The sequence below is a fragment of the Phenylobacterium sp. genome (assembly GCF_025934275.1).
Lineage (GTDB): Bacteria > Pseudomonadota > Alphaproteobacteria > Caulobacterales > Caulobacteraceae > Phenylobacterium.
Genome location: NZ_JAICYI010000007.1, coordinates 1 through 16,168 on the forward strand (window position 1 = coordinate 1; position 16,168 = coordinate 16,168).

Annotated in this window: 17 protein-coding genes; 3 read left to right on the forward strand and 14 right to left on the reverse strand. The window is 70.8% G+C overall.

Annotation, left to right across the window (positions count from 1 at the left end):
• Window positions 1–168 precede the first annotated feature (168 nt).
• From Q0W60_RS03110 to Q0W60_RS03170, 13 genes are all read right to left on the reverse strand, one after another.
• On the reverse strand, window positions 169–1,098 hold the full coding sequence (locus Q0W60_RS03110) for a fatty acid desaturase (protein ID WP_297692466.1): 930 nt from the start codon (window positions 1,096–1,098) through the stop codon (window positions 169–171).
• Between the two features lie 12 nt (window positions 1,099–1,110).
• The gene (locus tag Q0W60_RS03115; protein ID WP_297692468.1) at window positions 1,111–2,340 is read right to left on the reverse strand and encodes a beta-ketoacyl-[acyl-carrier-protein] synthase family protein; all 1,230 of its coding nucleotides are present in this window, start codon (window positions 2,338–2,340) and stop codon (window positions 1,111–1,113) included.
• Window positions 2,340–2,588 (reverse strand): phosphopantetheine-binding protein, encoded by a 249-nt coding sequence (locus Q0W60_RS03120; RefSeq protein ID WP_297692470.1) that lies wholly within the window; start codon window positions 2,586–2,588, stop codon window positions 2,340–2,342. Before Q0W60_RS03120 ends, Q0W60_RS03115 begins: the two co-directional genes overlap by 1 nt.
• A 124-nt stretch (window positions 2,589–2,712) precedes the next feature.
• Window positions 2,713–3,126: a hypothetical protein gene (locus Q0W60_RS03125; protein WP_297692472.1), complete on the reverse strand. Its 414-nt coding sequence runs from the start codon at window positions 3,124–3,126 to the stop codon at window positions 2,713–2,715.
• Complete coding sequence (locus Q0W60_RS03130; RefSeq protein WP_297692474.1) at window positions 3,123–4,250, reverse strand: GNAT family N-acetyltransferase; 1,128 nt, start codon at window positions 4,248–4,250, stop codon at window positions 3,123–3,125. The genes Q0W60_RS03125 and Q0W60_RS03130 overlap by 4 nt, the downstream gene beginning before the upstream one ends.
• Entirely contained in the window at window positions 4,243–5,109 is an 867-nt protein-coding gene (locus tag Q0W60_RS03135; RefSeq protein WP_297692475.1) for an alpha/beta fold hydrolase, read from the reverse strand. The genes Q0W60_RS03130 and Q0W60_RS03135 overlap by 8 nt, the downstream gene beginning before the upstream one ends.
• 4 nt (window positions 5,110–5,113) lie before the next feature.
• A complete protein-coding gene (locus Q0W60_RS03140) occupies window positions 5,114–5,485 on the reverse strand; it encodes a permease (RefSeq protein ID WP_297692477.1) in 372 nt (123 codons plus the stop codon).
• The gene (locus Q0W60_RS03145) at window positions 5,482–6,402 is read right to left on the reverse strand and encodes an arginase family protein (RefSeq protein WP_297692479.1); all 921 of its coding nucleotides are present in this window, start codon (window positions 6,400–6,402) and stop codon (window positions 5,482–5,484) included. The genes Q0W60_RS03140 and Q0W60_RS03145 overlap by 4 nt, the downstream gene beginning before the upstream one ends.
• An 8-nt stretch (window positions 6,403–6,410) precedes the next feature.
• A complete protein-coding gene (locus Q0W60_RS03150; RefSeq protein ID WP_297692481.1) occupies window positions 6,411–7,808 on the reverse strand; it encodes an aminotransferase class III-fold pyridoxal phosphate-dependent enzyme in 1,398 nt (465 codons plus the stop codon).
• A 14-nt stretch (window positions 7,809–7,822) separates the two neighbouring features.
• Window positions 7,823–8,482 (reverse strand): MtnX-like HAD-IB family phosphatase, encoded by a 660-nt coding sequence (locus tag Q0W60_RS03155; RefSeq protein WP_297692483.1) that lies wholly within the window; start codon window positions 8,480–8,482, stop codon window positions 7,823–7,825.
• Window positions 8,483–8,654: 172 nt separating this feature from the next.
• Window positions 8,655–10,070, reverse strand: a complete 1,416-nt coding sequence (locus tag Q0W60_RS03160; RefSeq protein ID WP_297692485.1) for an ATP-binding protein — start codon at window positions 10,068–10,070, stop codon at window positions 8,655–8,657.
• Window positions 10,067–10,729, reverse strand: a complete 663-nt coding sequence (locus Q0W60_RS03165; protein ID WP_297692487.1) for a response regulator transcription factor — start codon at window positions 10,727–10,729, stop codon at window positions 10,067–10,069. The genes Q0W60_RS03160 and Q0W60_RS03165 overlap by 4 nt, the downstream gene beginning before the upstream one ends.
• A 245-nt stretch (window positions 10,730–10,974) precedes the next feature.
• Window positions 10,975–13,854, reverse strand: a complete 2,880-nt coding sequence (locus tag Q0W60_RS03170; RefSeq protein WP_297692489.1) for a TonB-dependent receptor — start codon at window positions 13,852–13,854, stop codon at window positions 10,975–10,977.
• Between the two features lie 527 nt (window positions 13,855–14,381).
• Between Q0W60_RS03170 and Q0W60_RS03175 the strand changes: the two genes are divergently transcribed.
• The 3 genes from Q0W60_RS03175 to Q0W60_RS03185 all read left to right on the forward strand — a co-directional run bounded on the left by Q0W60_RS03175 (window position 14,382) and on the right by Q0W60_RS03185 (window position 15,463).
• Entirely contained in the window at window positions 14,382–14,762 is a 381-nt protein-coding gene (locus tag Q0W60_RS03175; RefSeq protein ID WP_297692491.1) for a VOC family protein, read from the forward strand.
• Window positions 14,763–14,769: 7 nt separating this feature from the next.
• The gene (locus Q0W60_RS03180) at window positions 14,770–15,189 is read left to right on the forward strand and encodes a PaaI family thioesterase (RefSeq protein ID WP_297692493.1); all 420 of its coding nucleotides are present in this window, start codon (window positions 14,770–14,772) and stop codon (window positions 15,187–15,189) included.
• 91 nt (window positions 15,190–15,280) lie between these two features.
• Window positions 15,281–15,463: a hypothetical protein gene (locus Q0W60_RS03185; RefSeq protein WP_297692495.1), complete on the forward strand. Its 183-nt coding sequence runs from the start codon at window positions 15,281–15,283 to the stop codon at window positions 15,461–15,463.
• A gap of 366 nt (window positions 15,464–15,829) precedes the next feature.
• Here Q0W60_RS03185 and Q0W60_RS03190 read toward each other — a convergent pair whose 3' ends face one another.
• A complete protein-coding gene (locus Q0W60_RS03190) occupies window positions 15,830–16,159 on the reverse strand; it encodes a hypothetical protein (RefSeq protein ID WP_297692497.1) in 330 nt (109 codons plus the stop codon).
• Window positions 16,160–16,168 lie beyond the last annotated feature (9 nt).

The window sequence follows — 16,168 nt, forward strand, 5'->3', positions numbered from 1 at the left end:
GCCGCCGGCTCGGCAGGCGTCCGTGCGGCGGGCTCGACCGGCGCCGGCCCGTCCTTGCTGGTGTCGATGTAGAGCGAGTCCTTCCTGGAGCAGGCGCCCACGAGCACCAGCCCCAGGAGGCTCGCCGCAAGGATCCGCCCCCGCATCCTCAAAGCTCCGTCCCGAGTCTCAAATCGTAGCAGAATTCAGGCGTCGCGCCACCGGAACGCGCCAGCTCGACGGATCGAGGAAGCCGAGAAAATGCGCCGGCCCGATCACCCGGACGCCGGCCGCGGCCTGCTGGCCGGCGATTTCGGCGCGCAGCCTGGCCATCTCGGTCCAGTGCTGCTTGGGTCGGTAGTGGTGCTCGGCGTGATAGCCGTTGTTGAGGAACAGGAGGTTGTAGACCGGCTCGTAGGTCGAGACCCCGGTCGCCAGCGGGTTCGAGGGCTCCGCGCCGAGGTGCTCGTAATAGGCGATCAGGAAGGAGAGCGACTGGCCGAGATAGTAGAACGGCGCCAGCACCAGCACGAACTCCCAGCGCAGGACGAGCAGCACCGCATAGACGCCGACCATGGCCCAGAACTCGTGCAGCGCCCGCTTCGCCTCGGCCGGCCGCTTCCTGCCGATCTCGCGCGCCACGGTGAACGGATCGTCGTCGCGCCAGAAGCCCATCAGGACATAGGACAGCATCGGCTCGGCCCGGCCGCCCGCGCCGTTGCGGTAGATCGAGATCGGATCGATCGTCCGGCCGCCGGCGTCTGGCCGGTCGGAGTTGCCGGCGTGGTGGCGCATGTGGACGTAGGCGTACATCGTCTGCGGCACGCCGTTCTCCAGCGTCAGCGCAAACTCGGTGATCCGGTTGGCGAGCTTCGAGGTGAAGAACGGGTTGTGGATGAAGTTGTGGCTGACCGAATCCTGGTTCCAGCCGATGGCGAAGGCGTAGAGCCCGGCGCCCAGGAGCCGCGCCGCCCAGGAGAGCTGCGGCCAGGCGAGGAAGAAGGCGACAAGCAGGCCAAGGTGCAGATAGACCAGCGCCGCGGGAATCGCGTCCCAGGCCGAATAGCGGAAGATCCGCCCGCCCGCCTTGCGCCTCGCCCGTGATCCGCCGGCCGCCATGGTGTTCCGATCCTAGGCCGCGAACGCCATGGAGACGTTCAGACCCCCGAACGCGAAGGCGTTGACCAGCGCATGCCGGGCGCCGATCGGCCTGACCTGCCCGACCACCACGTCCACGCCGTCGCACTCGGGATCGGGGGTGTTGTAGTTCAGCACCGGCGGCGCGAGCCCGGCCTTCAGCGCCTGCAGCGCGATCACCGCCTGCAGGGCGGCCGAGCCGCCGATCAGGTGGCCGTGGGCGCTCTTGGTGGCGATCACCGGATGGCGCGTCGCCCGCTCGCCGAACACCGCCCTGATCGAGGCCGCCTCGTTCTTGTCGTTGAGCGGCGTGCCGGTGCCGTGCGCCGAGATCAGCACCTCCTCGGCCTCGGCCAGTCCCGCCGCCGCCACCGCCTGGCGCATCGCGCCCGAAGTGCCTGCCAGGGACGGTTGGGTGAGATGGAAGGCGTCGGAGGTCATGCCGGCCCCCAGGTACTCGCCGAGGATCGGCGCGCCCCGCGCCTCGGCGTGGCGCATGTCCTCCAGGATCAGCGCCGCCCCGCCGTCGCCCATCACCATGCCGTCGCGGTCCCTGGAGAACGGCCGGCAGGTCTCGCCCGCGAGCGCCTGGATCGCCTGCCAGCCGGACATGCAGCCCGGCGTCGCGATCGCCTCGGAGCCGCCGACCACGGCCACGTCCGCCTGGCCCGAGGCGATCAGCCCCGCACCCTGCACGATGGCGTGCGCCGAGGAGGCGCAGGCCGAGGAGGTGGCGAACACCGGCCCGTGGACGCCGAACTGCATGGCGACCGCGCTGACCCCGCCGGAAACCATGATCTTCGGCACCGTGGCCGGATGCACCCGCGGGCTCTTCAGGCCGAAGAACCGCTCGTAGCTCTTCTCCAGCGTCTCCTGGCCGCCCTGGCCGTGGCCCAGCACGACGGCGGTCCGCTGGTCGAGCACGGGGCTGTCCAACAGGTCCGCCGCCTCCAGCGCCTCGGCCGCCGCGCAGAGCGCGATCAGCGCGAAGCGGTCCAGGAGACCCGAGACTTTGCGGCCGTGCTTGGCCTCGAAGGCGGCCTGGAAACCATCCGGCGTCAGCGCCGCGGGCAGGCTCACCGGCTCCGGCCCATGCTGGCCGCCGTCGAACAGGTGAGGGCCGATCGCCGAGCGGCCCTCGCGCGCGGCGTCCCAGTTGGCCGCGGCCGTGGTCCCCAGCGCGGAGACCGCGCCCAGGCCGGTGATGGCGATGCGTCGGCCCATCAGGCGGCCGCCTCGGCGTTGATCCGCGACAACAGGAAGTCGAGCATCTCGCCGAGCGTGCTCATCTGCGGCATGTCGCCTTCCTCGATGACCACGCCGTAGGTCTCCTCGAGCTCGAACAGCATGGAGATCACGTCCAGCGAGGAGATGCCGAGGTCTTCCAGCGTCGCGTCGCGCGTCAGCTTCTCGCGGTCGATGATGGCCTCCTTGGAGATCAGGTCGAGGAGGTCGGATTCGGTGGCTTTCATCTAAGGGGTCCTGCGGACGCGACGCCGGGCTCGCCCGGCGATCGGGAAAAAAGCGCATAGCGCGCGGGCGCACCGCGCGCCACGGGCGCGGCGGATTGAAGGCGCGGATGAGCGGCCGATCGCCTCATGCGTCGGCCTCCGGCTCGCCCTCGCCCAGGAGCCAGACGCCGGCCAGTATGGCGGCGCCGCCGAGCGCCTCGGCCAGCGTGACCGGTTCGCCGAACGCCGTCCAGCCGAGCGCGATCACCAGGATGTAGCCCAGCGCGGTCATCGGGAAGGCGGCGCTCAGGGTTAGGTTCGAGAGCACGATCATCCAGGCCGAGAAGGTGACGATCTCGCAGCCGATCCAGGCCTCGACCCAGGGCGAGCGGATCGCCGCAGCGAGCCAGGAGAGGCCGAACGCCCGGCCCATCAGCGCCTGCGCCGTGCGCTCGGCCAGGTACTGGTTGACCGCCCCCATCAGCGGCATGACCAGCCACAGGAGCGGCCGCACGGCGCGCGGCAACGGCAGGCTCCGGTGGGCCGCCGCGACGGTCATGCCGCCCCCCGGACCGGAACGGGATCCTCGGCCAGCAGCGGCGCGGCCCAGGCCAGCGCGCGGTTCACCAGCGGCCGGCGATGGCGGAAGTACATGTCCGCCCCGACCAGCCGCGAGCCCAGCCTGAGCTTGCTCTCATAGCCCGCCTGGCCGCTCTGGTAGCGGACGAGGCCGCGCTCCAGGCAGAGCCGCACATTGGTGAACCAGCTCACGAAGTAGAGGTTGAACGCCGGGCCACGGGCGCTCTCCATGCAGAAGAATTTGTCGAGCAGGGTCGTCCCGTCGGTCAGCAGCAGGTTGAAGCCGATCAGCGCCTCGCCCGCCCAGTAGAGGACGCAGAGCGCCCGCTCGCCCATCTGCCGCAGGACGCCGCTGAAATAGCCGGCGGTCAGGTCCTCGAACTGCAGGTCGGAACGCGCGCGGGTCTGGCGGTAGAGCTCGAGGATCCGCGGCTCGAGGCCCGCGAGGTCGTGCGCCACCTCGATGCGCAGCCGCGGCAGCACCTTCAGCTTGCGACGCATGTCCTTGCGCGTGGCCGGGCTGAGGCCGGCGAGATAGCCGTCGAGGTCGGGGAAAGCGATCGCCAGCTCGGCGGTGGGCATCCCCGGCGCCGGCTGATAGCCGATCGCGCCGGTCGCAGCCCGCCAGAGGCCGCGCTCGGCGGCCGGCGCGTCCTTGATCGCCAGCAGCCAGCCGCCCTCCTGCGCCGCCGCGGCCTCGAAGGCCTGCAGCAGGGCGAGCAGGACCTGCGCTCGGCCCTCGGCGGCCAGCTCCGGCGCAAAGCCCAGGCCCACGTCCTCCGTGCACGGCGAGCCGAGGCAGGCCATCCGCACGGTGAACGCCCGCGAGGCGACCTTGCGCGTGGCCGCCACCAGCCCGCGCCCGAGGCCCGACAGCGTGGTGTCCAAAGAGTAGTCGGTGAAGAACCCCGGGACGGTCGCGACCACGCGCCCGCCCTGCTCGGCGAGGACGTAGCGCCAGTCGAACCCCGCCAGTCCCGCCGCCTCCACCGCCGCCAGGTAGTCGAAGCCCTCCAGCGCGCCGGCGTGGCAGGCCCCCCAGGCCTCGCGGCCGATCTCGTGGATCGAGCGGACGACGCGCGCCTCAAGACCGGGTTCAGGCATCGGCGGCCTCGCGCAGCGGCCGGGGATCGCGCCGCGGCGCCGGCGGCGCGCCGCAGAAGTCGGCGGTGAGCTCGCCCACCAGGTCCCGTTGCCGATCGACGTGGATCATGTGGTAGCAGTCGTCCAGCAGGTGCAGCCGGACCGGGCCGCCCAGCACCTTCCGCAGCCGGTAGGCGTTGCGCGGATGGCTCATGTCGTCGTCGCGCGCGTGCAGGATCAGCGTCGGCTGGTGGATCAGAGGCCCCACCGCGTCGAGGTGGTCGGCGAGCCAGTGCATCTCGGCCATGGCGCCCAGCGGCACGCGGTCCAGCGCGCCCGGGATCACCGCGCCCTGCGCCGCGGCCATGCCGTCGCGCAGCCGCTCGTCCTTCAGGCCGAACGGATAGGGCTCGACGAAGCTCAGCCGGCGCACCAGCGGCAAGCCCGCGAACGGCTCCACGAGCGGCCGGACGCCGGAATACCAGCGCTTCATGTTCCAGCCGTCGTACTTGTAGGTCATCGAATAGACCGCCACGCCGGCGACCGACGGGTCCTCGGCCGCCAGCGCCAGGCCGAGCGCGCCGCCCACGCAGATGCCGGCGATGAACACCTCGTCGTGGTCGGCCCTCAACCCGCGGTAGGCCGCGCGCACCGAGCCCAGCCAGTCCTGCCAGGTGGTCTGCAGCAGGGTGGGTTCGTCCACCCCGTGGCCGGCGAGCAGCGGGGCGGCCACCGACAGCCCCCGCCGGTGCAGCCGCTTGGCCAGGAACTTCATCTCGCCGGGCGCGCCGGTCATCCCGTGCACCAGCAGCACGGCCTTGCCGAGTCCGCCCGTCAGCCGGAAGCTCAGGTCGCGGGTCGGGAGCTTGAAGTGCGTCATGCGCCTAGGCTCCCGAGACGCCGACGCAGATGACGCCGCCGAAGATCAGCAGCGCGCCCAGCTTTTGCCGCGGCGTCATCTTCTCCTTGAGCAGGACGAGCCCCGCGAGCGGCACGGTCGCGTAGGTCGCGGTCATCACCGGATAGGCCATGCTGAGCGGCGCCCGCTGCAGGACGTGAACCCAGGCGATGCTCTCGACCGCCCACAGCACGAGGCCCAGCCAGATCAGCGGCTGCAGCGCCACCCCGCGGACGAACCCGGGCGCGGCCTCCGCGCGGGCCGTCCCCGCCTTGAAGGCGAGCTGCTGCACGGTCTCGGCCGCGATGCAGAACGCCAGCAGCGCGAGCGCCGTGGGGACCAGCCTCGCCGCCGTCACGAGGGCAGCTCCGTGAAGAACGCCAGCAGCCTGAGATTCACCGCCTCGTTGATCGCCCGCGCGCCGGCCGCCGCGGGCCGGCGCCAGGGCTGGTCGATGAGCGCCTCGCCCTGTTTCAGCAGATACGCCGCCGGCCCGCCACCATAGACCGCCTTCGACCAGTCGCCGACCACGTCGGCCCCGATCAGCCTGCGCCCGGCCGCCGCGCAGGCGATGGCGGTCATCACGAACTCGAGGCTGGCCTGGCCCTGGTCCCAGTTGGTGACCGCCTCGGCCGGCCGCAGCACGTCCTTGTCGATCGTCACGTAGATCGCCCGGGTCGGGATCGCCGCCTCCAGCCGGGTGAAGAACGCCCGCTCGCCAAGCGCGGCGATCGTCGGCCAGGCGCGGCCTTCCAGCGCCACCTCCGCAGCCCCGTCCGGCGCGGTCCAGGCGAACAGGTCGAGGCGGTCCTCGGCGATCAGCGCCAGGTCGCCCTCGCGCGAGCGGGCGCGGCCGATGTCGGGGCTTGTGACGCCGATTGTGACCACGCGAGCCACGCCCGGCAGCCGCGCGGCGCGGCCGACCCACGAGCCGCAGTGGCGGCCCTGGGCGAAGCGCACCCAGTCCGGGTGGTTGTCGAAGTGCAGAACCGTCACCGGCTCGTCGGCCACGGCCGCGGCCCGCGCCAGCAGCAGCGGCGTCACATGGTGGAAGTCGCCGGAGCCGGCGAACACCACCTCCGCCTCGCCGCGCGGCGCAAGCTCCGAGGCGAGCCGGTCGCGCAGCGCCTCCAGCGTCGCCTCGCGGCCCCAAAGCCTCAGCGGCGGCCCCAGCTCGCGGGCCGCCAGAACGCGCCCGCCCGCCGCCAGCACCTGGGCGGTCAGCTCCGGCTGGTTCTCCAGCGCATCGTCGAGTTGCAGGAGGGCGGCGCGCATGCTGGCGATCAGGCTGCGCAGCGCCTCAGAAGGTGGTCGAGCAGGCGCAGGCCCAGGTCGATCTCTTCCTTGGTGATGTGCAGCGAGGGCGCGAGCGTGATGACGTTCTTGTGGTAGCCGCCGACGTCGAGCACCAGGCCGCAGGTCTTGCCGCCGCCGGCGTCGAGGTCGCCCTTCATCCCCTCCTCGGCCATCCGGTCGAGCAGCGCCTTGGCCGGCGTCCAGCCGTCCGCCTCGCAGATCTCGGCGCGCAGGGCGAGCCCCAGCCCGTCGACGTCGCCGATCTGCGGCCACCGGCTCTGCAGCTCCTTCAGCCCGTCCAGGAAATAGGCGCCCTTCTCCGCCACCGAGGTCGCGTAGTCGCCCTCGGCCAGCATCTTCATCACCTCCAGCCCCACGGCGGTGCCCATCGGATTGGAGTTGAAGGTCGAGTGCGTCGAGCCCGGCGGGAACACCTCGGGATTGATCAGCGCCTCGCGCGCCCAGAGGCCCGACAGCGGGTTGAGCCCGTTGGTGAGCGCCTTGCCGAACACCAGCACGTCCGGCTCGACACCGAAGTGCTCGATGGACCAGAGCTTGCCGGTCCGGAAGAAGCCCATCTGGATCTCGTCGACGACCAGCAGGATGCCGTAGCGGTCCAGCACCTTCTTCAGCTCGACGAAGAAGTTCTTCGGCGGCACGACGTAGCCGCCCGTGCCCTGGATCGGCTCGACGTAGAAGGCCGCGAACTCCGCCTGGCCGGTCTTGGTGTCCAAGACGCCGTTGTACTCGGTCTCGAACAGCCGGGCGAACTTGGCCACGCAGTGCGCGCCGTACTCCTCCTTGCTCATGCCCTTGGGCCCGCGGAAGTGGTACGGGAACTCGATGAACTGGGCCCGCTCGCCGAAGTGGCCGTAGCGGCGCCGGTAGCGGTAGGACGAGGTGATCGCCGAGGCGCCCAGGGTGCGGCCGTGGTAGCCGCCCTCGAAGGCGAACATCAGGCTCTTCCCGCCGCAGGCGTTGCGCACCAGCTTGAGCGAGTCCTCGACCGCCTGGGCGCCGCCGACGTTGAAGTGCACGCGGCCCTTGGCCCCGAACTTCCGCTCGGCGTCCTGGGCGATGATCGCGGCGAGCTCGACCTTCTCGCGATGCAGGTACTGGGAGGCGACCTGCGGCAGGGTGTCGAGCTGGCGCTTGGCGACCGCATTCAGCCGCGGATTGCGGTAGCCGAAGTTGACCGCCGAGTACCACATCTGCAGGTCGAGGAACTCGCGGCCCTCGGCGTCGTACAGATAGGAGCCGTCGCAGCCGGCGAAGAACTTGGGTTCGGGCAGGTAGTGCACCGTGTCGCCGAAGGAGCAGTAGGTCTCCTCCAGGCGTCGCAGTTCGGCTTCGTCCGCGGCGGGGGCGAGCGGCGCGTCGTACATGCTGTCGGAACTCCTTAGAGCGCGGTCGCGCGACGGGCCTCGACGAGGCCGCTCAAGGTCGCGGTGATGTCGTGGAAGGTCTCGAACGGGTGGTGGGTCTCGCCGCGTCCGGCGGCGTAGTCGGCGAGCGCCCCCTTGGCGAACAGGATGTCGGCGCGGTGGCTGACGCAGAAGTCGCTCCGCCCGTCGCCGATATAGACCAGCGTCTGGGCGGGCCCCATGCGGCCGGCCGCCGCCTCGCACTTGCAGACCCCGGCCCCGGCCGCGCAGCCCGCGCGCCGGTGCGGCTGGGCGAGCCGCCGGGCGTCCGGATCGCCCGCGAGCTCATTGGAGACGATCGGCAGGCCGGCCAAGCCGTGCCGGTCCAGGATGCGGCGGATGAAGCGGTCCACGCCGTCGGAGACGATGGTCAGCGGAACGGCGTGGTCGGCGCACCAGGCGGCGAAGGCGGGGAAGCCCGGATCGATCTCGACGGCGTCCAGCACCGCCTCGAGCTCGGCGTCGGAGCCCCGGATCAGCGCGATCTGGCCGCGCATGCAGGCCGCCGCGTCGATGCGCCCGGCGAGCCAGTCGGCCTCCAGCGCCTCCCACTCGGGCGCCGCGAGCCGGCTCAGGACGCGGTCGGTCGTGTCGACGACCGAGACGGTCCCGTCGAAATCGCAGAACACTTGCATACGCGGCGACGTCCTTCCCCCGGACATCAGCCCTATATTTCAAACCTGACGCGAACCTGACGCGGCGTTTCCCTCACGGGGACAGACCGCCGCAGCTCGCGCTCGCTCAAACACCTCGCCGGAGTAACAACCCCCCTCCTCCTCGATGGAGGAGGAAGGGTCTGTTTGGATGTCATCTCTGGTCCCCCCTCAGCGCCTCGGGCACCTCGACCTCGACGCGCAGGCCGGGCGCGCCGTCCTCGCGCTCGCCCAGCTGCAGGCGGCCGTTCAGGAGGCGCACCGCCTCGCCGACGATCGACAGCCCCAGCCCCGCCCCGCTCGGCGAGGCGGCCGGGCCGCGGTGGAACCGCTCCAGCACCTTGTCGCGCTCTCCTGGCGGGATTCCGGGCCCCGCGTCGGTGACCACCAGCCGGTGGCGCCCGGCGGCGCTCGACAGCCGCACCGCCACCTCCGAGCGTTCGGGGGCATGGTTGATCGCGTTCTCCACGAGGTTGGTGGCGATCAGCCGCAGCAGGTCCGGGTCGCCGCTGGTGAAGGCGCCGCGGCCCTCGAACGAGAGCTCCACCTTTCGGCGCGCCGCCACCGGCGCGAGGTCGGCCAGCGCCGCCACCGTCTCCTCGCGCAGGTCGCCGGCCTTGCCGGAGGGCGCGCGGCTCGCCTCCAGGCGGGCAAGCGTCAGCAGCCGGTCGGTGAGCGCCGAGGCGCGGTCGACGCTTTCCACCAGCTGGGCGGTCATCGCCTGGCGCTCGGCGGGATCGGCCTCGCCGGCGATCAACTGGGTCTGCAGCTTCACCGCCGCCAGCGGGGTGCGCAGCTGGTGGGCGGCGTCGTCGAGGAACCGGCGCTCGTGCTGCAGCGAGCGATCAATGCGCTCGAACAGCCGGTTGATAGAGCGGACCAGCGGGTGCAGGTCGCGCGGCCAGGGCTCGAGCGGCAGGGGCGAGAGGTCGCGCAGCGTCCGCCGCCCGATCTCCGCGATCAGCGTGCGCAGCGCCTGCAGCCCGTCGCTCAGGGAGAGCCAGATCAGCACGCCCGCGGTCGGGATGAGCAGCAGCAGCGGCAGCGCCAGGCCGAGCGCGATGCCCTGCACGAGCACCAGGCGGATGCCGCTGCGCTCGCCCACCTGCACCACGACGTTCTGCCTGGCGACGCGCAGCGAATAGACGCGCCAACGGTGCTTCGGACCGGCGATCTCGGAGAACCCGCTCTGCACTGGCGGGGCGACGAGCGGCGGTCCGGTGTCGGAGCGCATGACCAGCCGGCCGTCGCGCCAGATGCGGAACATCCGCCAGTCGGCGTAGGCGTCGAACGCCTGGCGTTCGTCGGGGCTGAGGATGGCGCTGTCCTCGACGCTGAGCTCCGAAAGGTTCTTGGCCTCGGCAGCTTCGGAGACCTCCTCGTCCACCAGGGCGCGCAGGACGTTGGCCCCGATGATCAGCTGGCCGTCATAGATCTCGTTGATCCGCTTCTGGGCGGTGAAGAAGGCGATCGAGCCCACCGCCAGCACGATCAGCAGGAACAGCAGCCCGATGCGGCCGAACAGCGCCGCCAGCAGCGAGGTCGAGCGTGCCAGCGGCCGGCGGGTCATGCTTCCTTCGGGATCGTGTAGCCGAGGCCGCGGGCGGTGACGATCAGCCCGGGGCCGAGCTTGCGCCTGAGGCCATAGACCGCGACCTCGATGGTGTTGCTCTCGACATCGGCGGTGTCGTCGTAGAGCGCGCCTTCCAGCTCCTCCTTGGAGACGAACTGGCCCATCCGCCGCATCAGAGCGGCGAGCACCTTGAACTCCTTGGCGGTGACGGCGACCGGCCCGCCGGCGTTGGCAACGGTGCGGGCGGCGAGGTCGACGCTGACGCCGTGGGCGGCGAGCGCATCCGACGTGCGCTGCTCGCGGCGGCGGATCTGGGCGCGGATGCGGGCCAGAAGCTCGTCGAGATCGAACGGCTTGACCACATAGTCGTCGGCGCCGGCGTCGAGACCCTCCACCTTCTGCTCCGGCCGGTCGCGGGCGGTGACGATGATCACCGGCGTCGCGTCGCGGCGGCCGCGGATGGTCTTCAGCGCCTGCAGTCCGGAGACGGTGGGAAGCCCGAGGTCCAGCAGGATCAGGGCGTAGGGGTTGGCCCGCGCCGCGGCGATCGCATCCTCGCCGGCGCCCACCACATCGACGGTGTAGCCCGCCCGCTGCAGGGCGCGCCGCAGGCCCTGCGCCAGCATCGGGTCGTCCTCGGCGATCAGCAGCCGCATGGGGCTTCAAGGCTTCCGCTCGTCCCGGCGAAGGCCGGGATCCAGATCTCGAACGCTCAGGCTAACCGGAGCGCCTCCGCGCATCCAGAACCCAGTCTCGGTCGACCCATCTGGGTCGCGGCCGGAGTTTATCCTCGCGCCGGCCGTGCGGCCGGACCCGGGGGCCGGGATGAGCGATACGCGAGCAAACGAAAGGGCGCCCCGCCGCGAAGCGGAGCGCCCTGCCGATGGGGTAGGCTTAGTCTCTAGAAGCGGTACTGAAGCTCGATGCCGTAGGTGCGGGGCGGCGTGATCAGGTAGCTGGTCGCGATCCCCTGGTCGGCCCCGGTGTTGAAGGGGCTGCCGCGTGACAGGACCGGCGTCGCGGTCAGGCCGTTCTGGCCGACCACATAGGCCGGAACGACGCCCGCCTGGCGCCCCGCCCCCGCGCCGCCTTCGAAGCCCACGTCGTTGAAGATGTTCTTCACGAAGGCGATGATGGTGTAGCGGTTGTCGCGGTCCTTCCAGGTCAGGCGCGCGTCCCACTGGTCGTAGGAGGGCGCCTCGTAATAGGACCGGTCGAAGATCGAGCCGAACTGCTTGTCGCGCCACACGTAATTGACGGAGCCGATCAGCGATCCGGGGCCGAAATCGAGCGTGTAGTTCACGTCGATGGCGACCTTGTTCTTCGGAGCCTGCGGGAGGTGGCTGCCCACGATGCTCTGTGGACGCTGGAAGCCCCCGTTGCCGGCCCCGATCACGCTCTGGACCGGAACGAAGCTGCCGTCCGGGTTGATGAAGAAGGCCCCGGCCCCGGTGAATATGTCGGCGGAGCAGGCGTTCGCCGTGCCCACCGCCGCCTGGCATTGCGCGAAGCTGATGTCCGGCTTGGCGTGCGAGTCGAGCGCGGCCGGGTCGGCCGGATCAACCACCCCGTCGCCCCGGGTCACGTGGGCGTCCAGGTAGGAGTAGTTCGCCAGGATCTGCAGGTGCTCGATCGGTTGCCAGACCGTCTCGAACTCGATGCCCTGCGACACAGCCTGTGGAATGTTGAAGAAGATGCTCTGCGGCTGGCCGAGGCCGCCGGCGGTCTGGGCGACCGTGAGCGGGATCTGGTCGTTGTTGTACTTGTAGTAGAAGGCCGCGATGTTCGCTTGGAAGGTCCGGCCGAAGTCCTTCTTCAGGCCGATTTCGAAGGCGTCGGCGTGCTCGGGATTGGTGATCGGCCGGGCGCCGAGCACCGTGTCGATGCCGATGCGGAAGCCGCCGGCCTTGTAACCGCGGCTGTAACGGAAGTAGGCCATGGTGCCGGGTTCCGGATCCCACTGCAGGCCCAAAGTCCCGGTGGTGGCCGACCACTTGGCCGCATAGTGGCGCGTGGCGAATCCGGTGGCGGGATCGACGACGCTGAGGGAGCTGACGCCCTGCGCGCCAGGCGCTCCCGGCGCGCCCGGGCCGCCCGGAACGAGGCCGCTGACCACGCTGGGCAGCTGCGTCAGGTCGATGAGGAAGTTGCCGACCACCTCCGGTCCGAAGCCGCCGGAGCACGCCGCCACGTCGGCGCAGAGCAGCCTAAGCGACTCGGAGCCGAATTTCCTGTCCCAGGTGTACCGAATGCCGACCGTCGTCTTCCAGTGCTCGGCGAAGTTCCAGTCGATCTGGCCGAACACGGCCTTCGACTGCGTCGTGAGCTCCGGCCGGTCGTCATAGATCCGGTTGTTGCCCGCCGGGAGCGGGCATTGGCCGGTGAACGCGCAGGTGTTGGCCAGGAAGGGCCCGCTGGTGATCGGCGCGCCCATGTCCATCAGCTGCGTGGAAACCGGCTGGACGTAGTGCTCGTCGTAATAATAGGCGCCCGCCAGCCACTGCAGCGGCCCCTTGTCCGTCGAGGCGATGTTGATCTCGTGGCTGATCCAGTTCAGCGCCTCGTGATAGGTGAAGGCATAGCGCGGGAACACGGTCGCGCCCGGGGACACGCCGGCACGTGTGAACAGCGGATATTGGAACGACAGCAGCGGCGCCTGCTGCACGGGCGTGGGGCCCGTCAAACCGTAGTTATAGTGCGTGCCGCCGGCGATGTATTTGATGTCGAAGGTGTCGAAGTGGTAGTTCCACTCGCTCGCGAACACCATCGTGCCGGTGAGCTTCACCTGATACGGCACGTCCGAGGTGAACTTGCGCGCATCGTCCAGGCCCGCGTTATGGCAGGCCTGCGCGACGGTGAGGCCGCCAGGCGCGGAGATGTTGCTGACCAGCGTCTGCGAGGTGGGCAGGCAGCCGTAGCCGGAGTTCGGCGCGATCCCGCCGCTGCTCGCCTCATAGACCGGGAAGAACGACGGATACCAGGTGCTGCGCGAACCGGGTCCGCCGCCCTGGTTGTGCCAGTCCTGCCAGGCCAGCTTCATCCAGCCGTCGAAGCGGTCGTTGAATTTGAACTTCAGCTGGCCCTCGACATACTTGGTGTCGATGATGTTGCCTTCGTCGGGCTGGCCGGGAATGGAGTTCTCGAACCAGCCGTCTTCCTGCTTGGTCCAGTTGAAGCCGACGCGGAAGTCGACGCCCGGGATCGCGGTCGGGCCCGAGGCGGCCCCTTCCAGGACGTGATAGTTGAAGCTCTGGTACTGGCCGCGGACCTCGGCGTACCAGTCGTCGGTGGGTCGCTTGGAGATCACGTTGATCGCCCCGCCGATGGCGTTGCGGCCGTAGAGCGTGCCCTGCGGGCCGCGCAGCACCTCGATGCGGTCGACGAACAGCGGCGTCTTGCCGGCTTCCGTCGTCGAGGAGGTGTAGATGCCGTCGGAATAGATGGCGACGGAGCCTTCGGCCGCGTGAACGTTGGTGTTCCGTCCGACGCCCCGCAGCGTGTTGCGGTCGTTCTGGACGTTGTACTCCAGGCCCGGCGTGAAGTTGGTCAGGTCGGTGATGGTGTTGACGCCGATCAGGTCGCGCTTCTCCGAGGTGAAGGCGGAGACGGCGACAGGGACGTCCTGCAGGCTCTGCTCGCGCTTCTCGGCGGTGACCACCAGCTCTTCGATGGTGTTCGACGCTGCGGCGGTCGCGCCGGTGCGGGTCTGGGCATGCGCCGTCGTCGCCAGCGCAGCAGCCACGACTGCGCCGGACGCCAGCAAGTGACGCTTCCACTGCATTGGAATTAGCCTCCCCAAGTGCGGTTGAGCGCTTGTTGTGTCGCGCTTCGGCAACGAGGCTGCGGCGCCTCGCCAACGCCGTCAACACATCCGTATGTTATCAATGTTCTGCAATAGAACGCGCGCAGGTTGTATGCCGCGGCCGAGCGAGAACTGCGCCTGCCCGACGTTTCGCCGCTCCGGCGCCACGCTCCTGTCCCAATCGGCGCGCCGCGCGTCGGCGCGGAAACCTGCGGGCGACGCCCGCGGCGCCGCTTGCGCGGCCCGCTCGCGCCCTGCGCTGCGCCCATGCGCGGCGCCTGTCGCCGACGCGCCTCGGCCCGGCCGAAGAGCGGCGCTGGGCGAGCGCAGCTTGCGGTAGAGCTAGCCCCGCGGACCCCAGACGCGGCGCTTCGCCGCCGTCGCACGCGGACCGCCCGCCGTGGCTTGCAGGTCACGCTTGGCCTCCGCGGCGGCCCCCCGCCCATTGCGGAGCCGCGCGGCTTTGGGCAAAGCTCGCCGGCGTATTCGGGCGGAGGCCGATTCCTATGTTTTCGCACATCATGGTCGGGACCAACGACCTGGACCGCGCCAAGTCGTTCTACGACCAGGTCCTGGGCACGCTGGGCGTGCCGCCCGGCCGGGTCGACCGTCACCGGGTGTTCTACATGACCTCGACCGGCGTCTTCGCCGTCACCCTGCCGATCGACGGCCAGCCCGCGACCCACGCCAACGGCGGCACCGTCGGCTTCGCCGCCGCCTCGCCCGCCCAGGCCGACGCCTGGCACGCCGCCGGCGTCGCCAACGGCGGGACCTCGATCGAGGACCCGCCCGGCGTGCGCGAGGGTCCGACCGGCAAGCTCTACCTCGCCTACCTGCGCGACCCGGACGGCAACAAGATCTGCGCCCTGCACCGCATCCCCGCCTGACGCGCGGATGACCGATGCCGTCGCCCCGACCCTGCAGGCGACCCTCGGCCAGGTGCGGGTGATCAGTTCCGAGCCCGGCCGCTCGGTGATCGAGTACCAGGTGGGACCGCAGATGTGCCATTCCGGCGGGGTGGCGCAAGGCGGCTTTGTCTGCGGCTGGATCGACGCGGCCATGGCGCATGCGTCGATCTCGCTGATGCCTGACATGACGCCGATGTCGCTGGAGCTGAAGGTGAGCTACTTCGCCCCGGCCCGGCCCGGCCCGGTCGTCGCCGAGGGCTGGATCGAGCGGCGAGGCCGGGCGACCTGCTTCGCCGAGGGCCGCCTCGTCGACGCCGAGGGCAAGGTGCTGGCCAAGGCCAGCTCGACCATCCGCCTGATCCCGCGCGAGGCCGTCGAGGCGAGCGCACGCCGCGCGATCGGCTGAGCCGCGTTCGCCCGCCATGCGGCGTTGTCAGGGCGCCGACCGGGGACTATCCTAGGTTTAGGCATCGGGGGGCCAGGACGGGACGCACGCCATGGAAGAATGGGCGCGGCTGCAGAACATCCGGCACTTCGAACGCGATCTCGAGCAGGAAACCGACCCGGAGAAGCGCCGCCGCCTGGCGCAGTTCATCGCCGACGAGCGCGCCCGCCTCGCCGAGGCCAAGCGCGGCAACCGCGCCAAGCCGGCCGCCGAGGACGTGAAGCCGGCCCCCTGACGCGACAACGCCTGCCGGGGTGGGCAGGCGTTCCGCGCCGCGAGGGAGGTCCGCGGCCAGTGGGACTTGCGGCTTGGCGGCCGCAGGCGGGTGGCGCCGAGGCGCCGCCCCTGCTGCCTGGCGGCCGCGAAGGTCGAACCCTCCGCTGCCTCGGCGGCCGCAGCCCTCGGGGAAAGGCCGCGGCCTGTCAGCCGCAATTCCAGTCTGTCTTCCGGTCGGCGGCTCGAGGTTGAGAGGAGAGAGGGGAGCAGGCCGGCGACAGGATCGGTTCTAGCCCCGCGGGGATGGCGCGGCCATTCCGGTCATCTCCTTACGGGCTTCTACCTAGGGAATCCGGCCCCGCGGCGCCCGAGCGCGGCCGCCCGCTCAGCGGATCGCGCCGACCATCGCGACCATCCCCACCAGCAGCGCGCCCAGGATCCAGGCGCCGGCCTTCCAGGCAAACGCCTCCTCCGGATAGTCGGCCATCCGCCTGCGGAGCTGCCGCAGCCACTCGCGCGCCACCTGGCCGGCGTCGTCCATGTCGAGCTCACGCCCGGCGCCGAACGCCGGCGGGACCAGGTCGAGCCGTTCGGCCAGCCGATGCGCGGCCAGGAGGATCCGCCGGGCGGCCCGCGCGGAGCTGCGGGCGACCCTCTCGCGGAGGCTGCGATCCTCCAGCACCTCGTCGTAAGGCATCAGGATCGGGATCGGCATGGCGCTGGC

Bases quoted from the DNA above. Each gene is read 5' to 3' on its own strand.
- Q0W60_RS03115 (WP_297692468.1), bottom strand. From the start codon at position 2,340: ATGGGCCGACGCATCGCCATCACCGGCCTGGGCGCGGTCTCCGCGCTG.
- Q0W60_RS03145 (WP_297692479.1), bottom strand. From the start codon at position 6,402: ATGCGCGCCGCCCTCCTGCAACTCGACGATGCGCTGGAGAACCAGCCG.
- Q0W60_RS03135 (WP_297692475.1), bottom strand. From the start codon at position 5,109: ATGACGCACTTCAAGCTCCCGACCCGCGACCTGAGCTTCCGGCTGACG.
- Q0W60_RS03110 (WP_297692466.1), bottom strand. From the start codon at position 1,098: ATGGCGGCCGGCGGATCACGGGCGAGGCGCAAGGCGGGCGGGCGGATC.
- Q0W60_RS03175 (WP_297692491.1), top strand. From the start codon at position 14,382: ATGTTTTCGCACATCATGGTCGGGACCAACGACCTGGACCGCGCCAAG.
- Q0W60_RS03120 (WP_297692470.1), bottom strand. From the start codon at position 2,588: ATGAAAGCCACCGAATCCGACCTCCTCGACCTGATCTCCAAGGAGGCC.
- Q0W60_RS03150 (WP_297692481.1), bottom strand. From the start codon at position 7,808: ATGTACGACGCGCCGCTCGCCCCCGCCGCGGACGAAGCCGAACTGCGA.
- Q0W60_RS03185 (WP_297692495.1), top strand. From the start codon at position 15,281: ATGGAAGAATGGGCGCGGCTGCAGAACATCCGGCACTTCGAACGCGAT.
- Q0W60_RS03165 (WP_297692487.1), bottom strand. From the start codon at position 10,729: ATGCGGCTGCTGATCGCCGAGGACGACCCGATGCTGGCGCAGGGCCTG.
- Q0W60_RS03160 (WP_297692485.1), bottom strand. From the start codon at position 10,070: ATGACCCGCCGGCCGCTGGCACGCTCGACCTCGCTGCTGGCGGCGCTG.
- Q0W60_RS03190 (WP_297692497.1), bottom strand. From the start codon at position 16,159: ATGCCGATCCCGATCCTGATGCCTTACGACGAGGTGCTGGAGGATCGC.
- Q0W60_RS03180 (WP_297692493.1), top strand. From the start codon at position 14,770: ATGACCGATGCCGTCGCCCCGACCCTGCAGGCGACCCTCGGCCAGGTG.
- Q0W60_RS03155 (WP_297692483.1), bottom strand. From the start codon at position 8,482: ATGCAAGTGTTCTGCGATTTCGACGGGACCGTCTCGGTCGTCGACACG.
- Q0W60_RS03170 (WP_297692489.1), bottom strand. From the start codon at position 13,854: ATGCAGTGGAAGCGTCACTTGCTGGCGTCCGGCGCAGTCGTGGCTGCT.
- Q0W60_RS03125 (WP_297692472.1), bottom strand. From the start codon at position 3,126: ATGACCGTCGCGGCGGCCCACCGGAGCCTGCCGTTGCCGCGCGCCGTG.
- Q0W60_RS03130 (WP_297692474.1), bottom strand. From the start codon at position 4,250: ATGCCTGAACCCGGTCTTGAGGCGCGCGTCGTCCGCTCGATCCACGAG.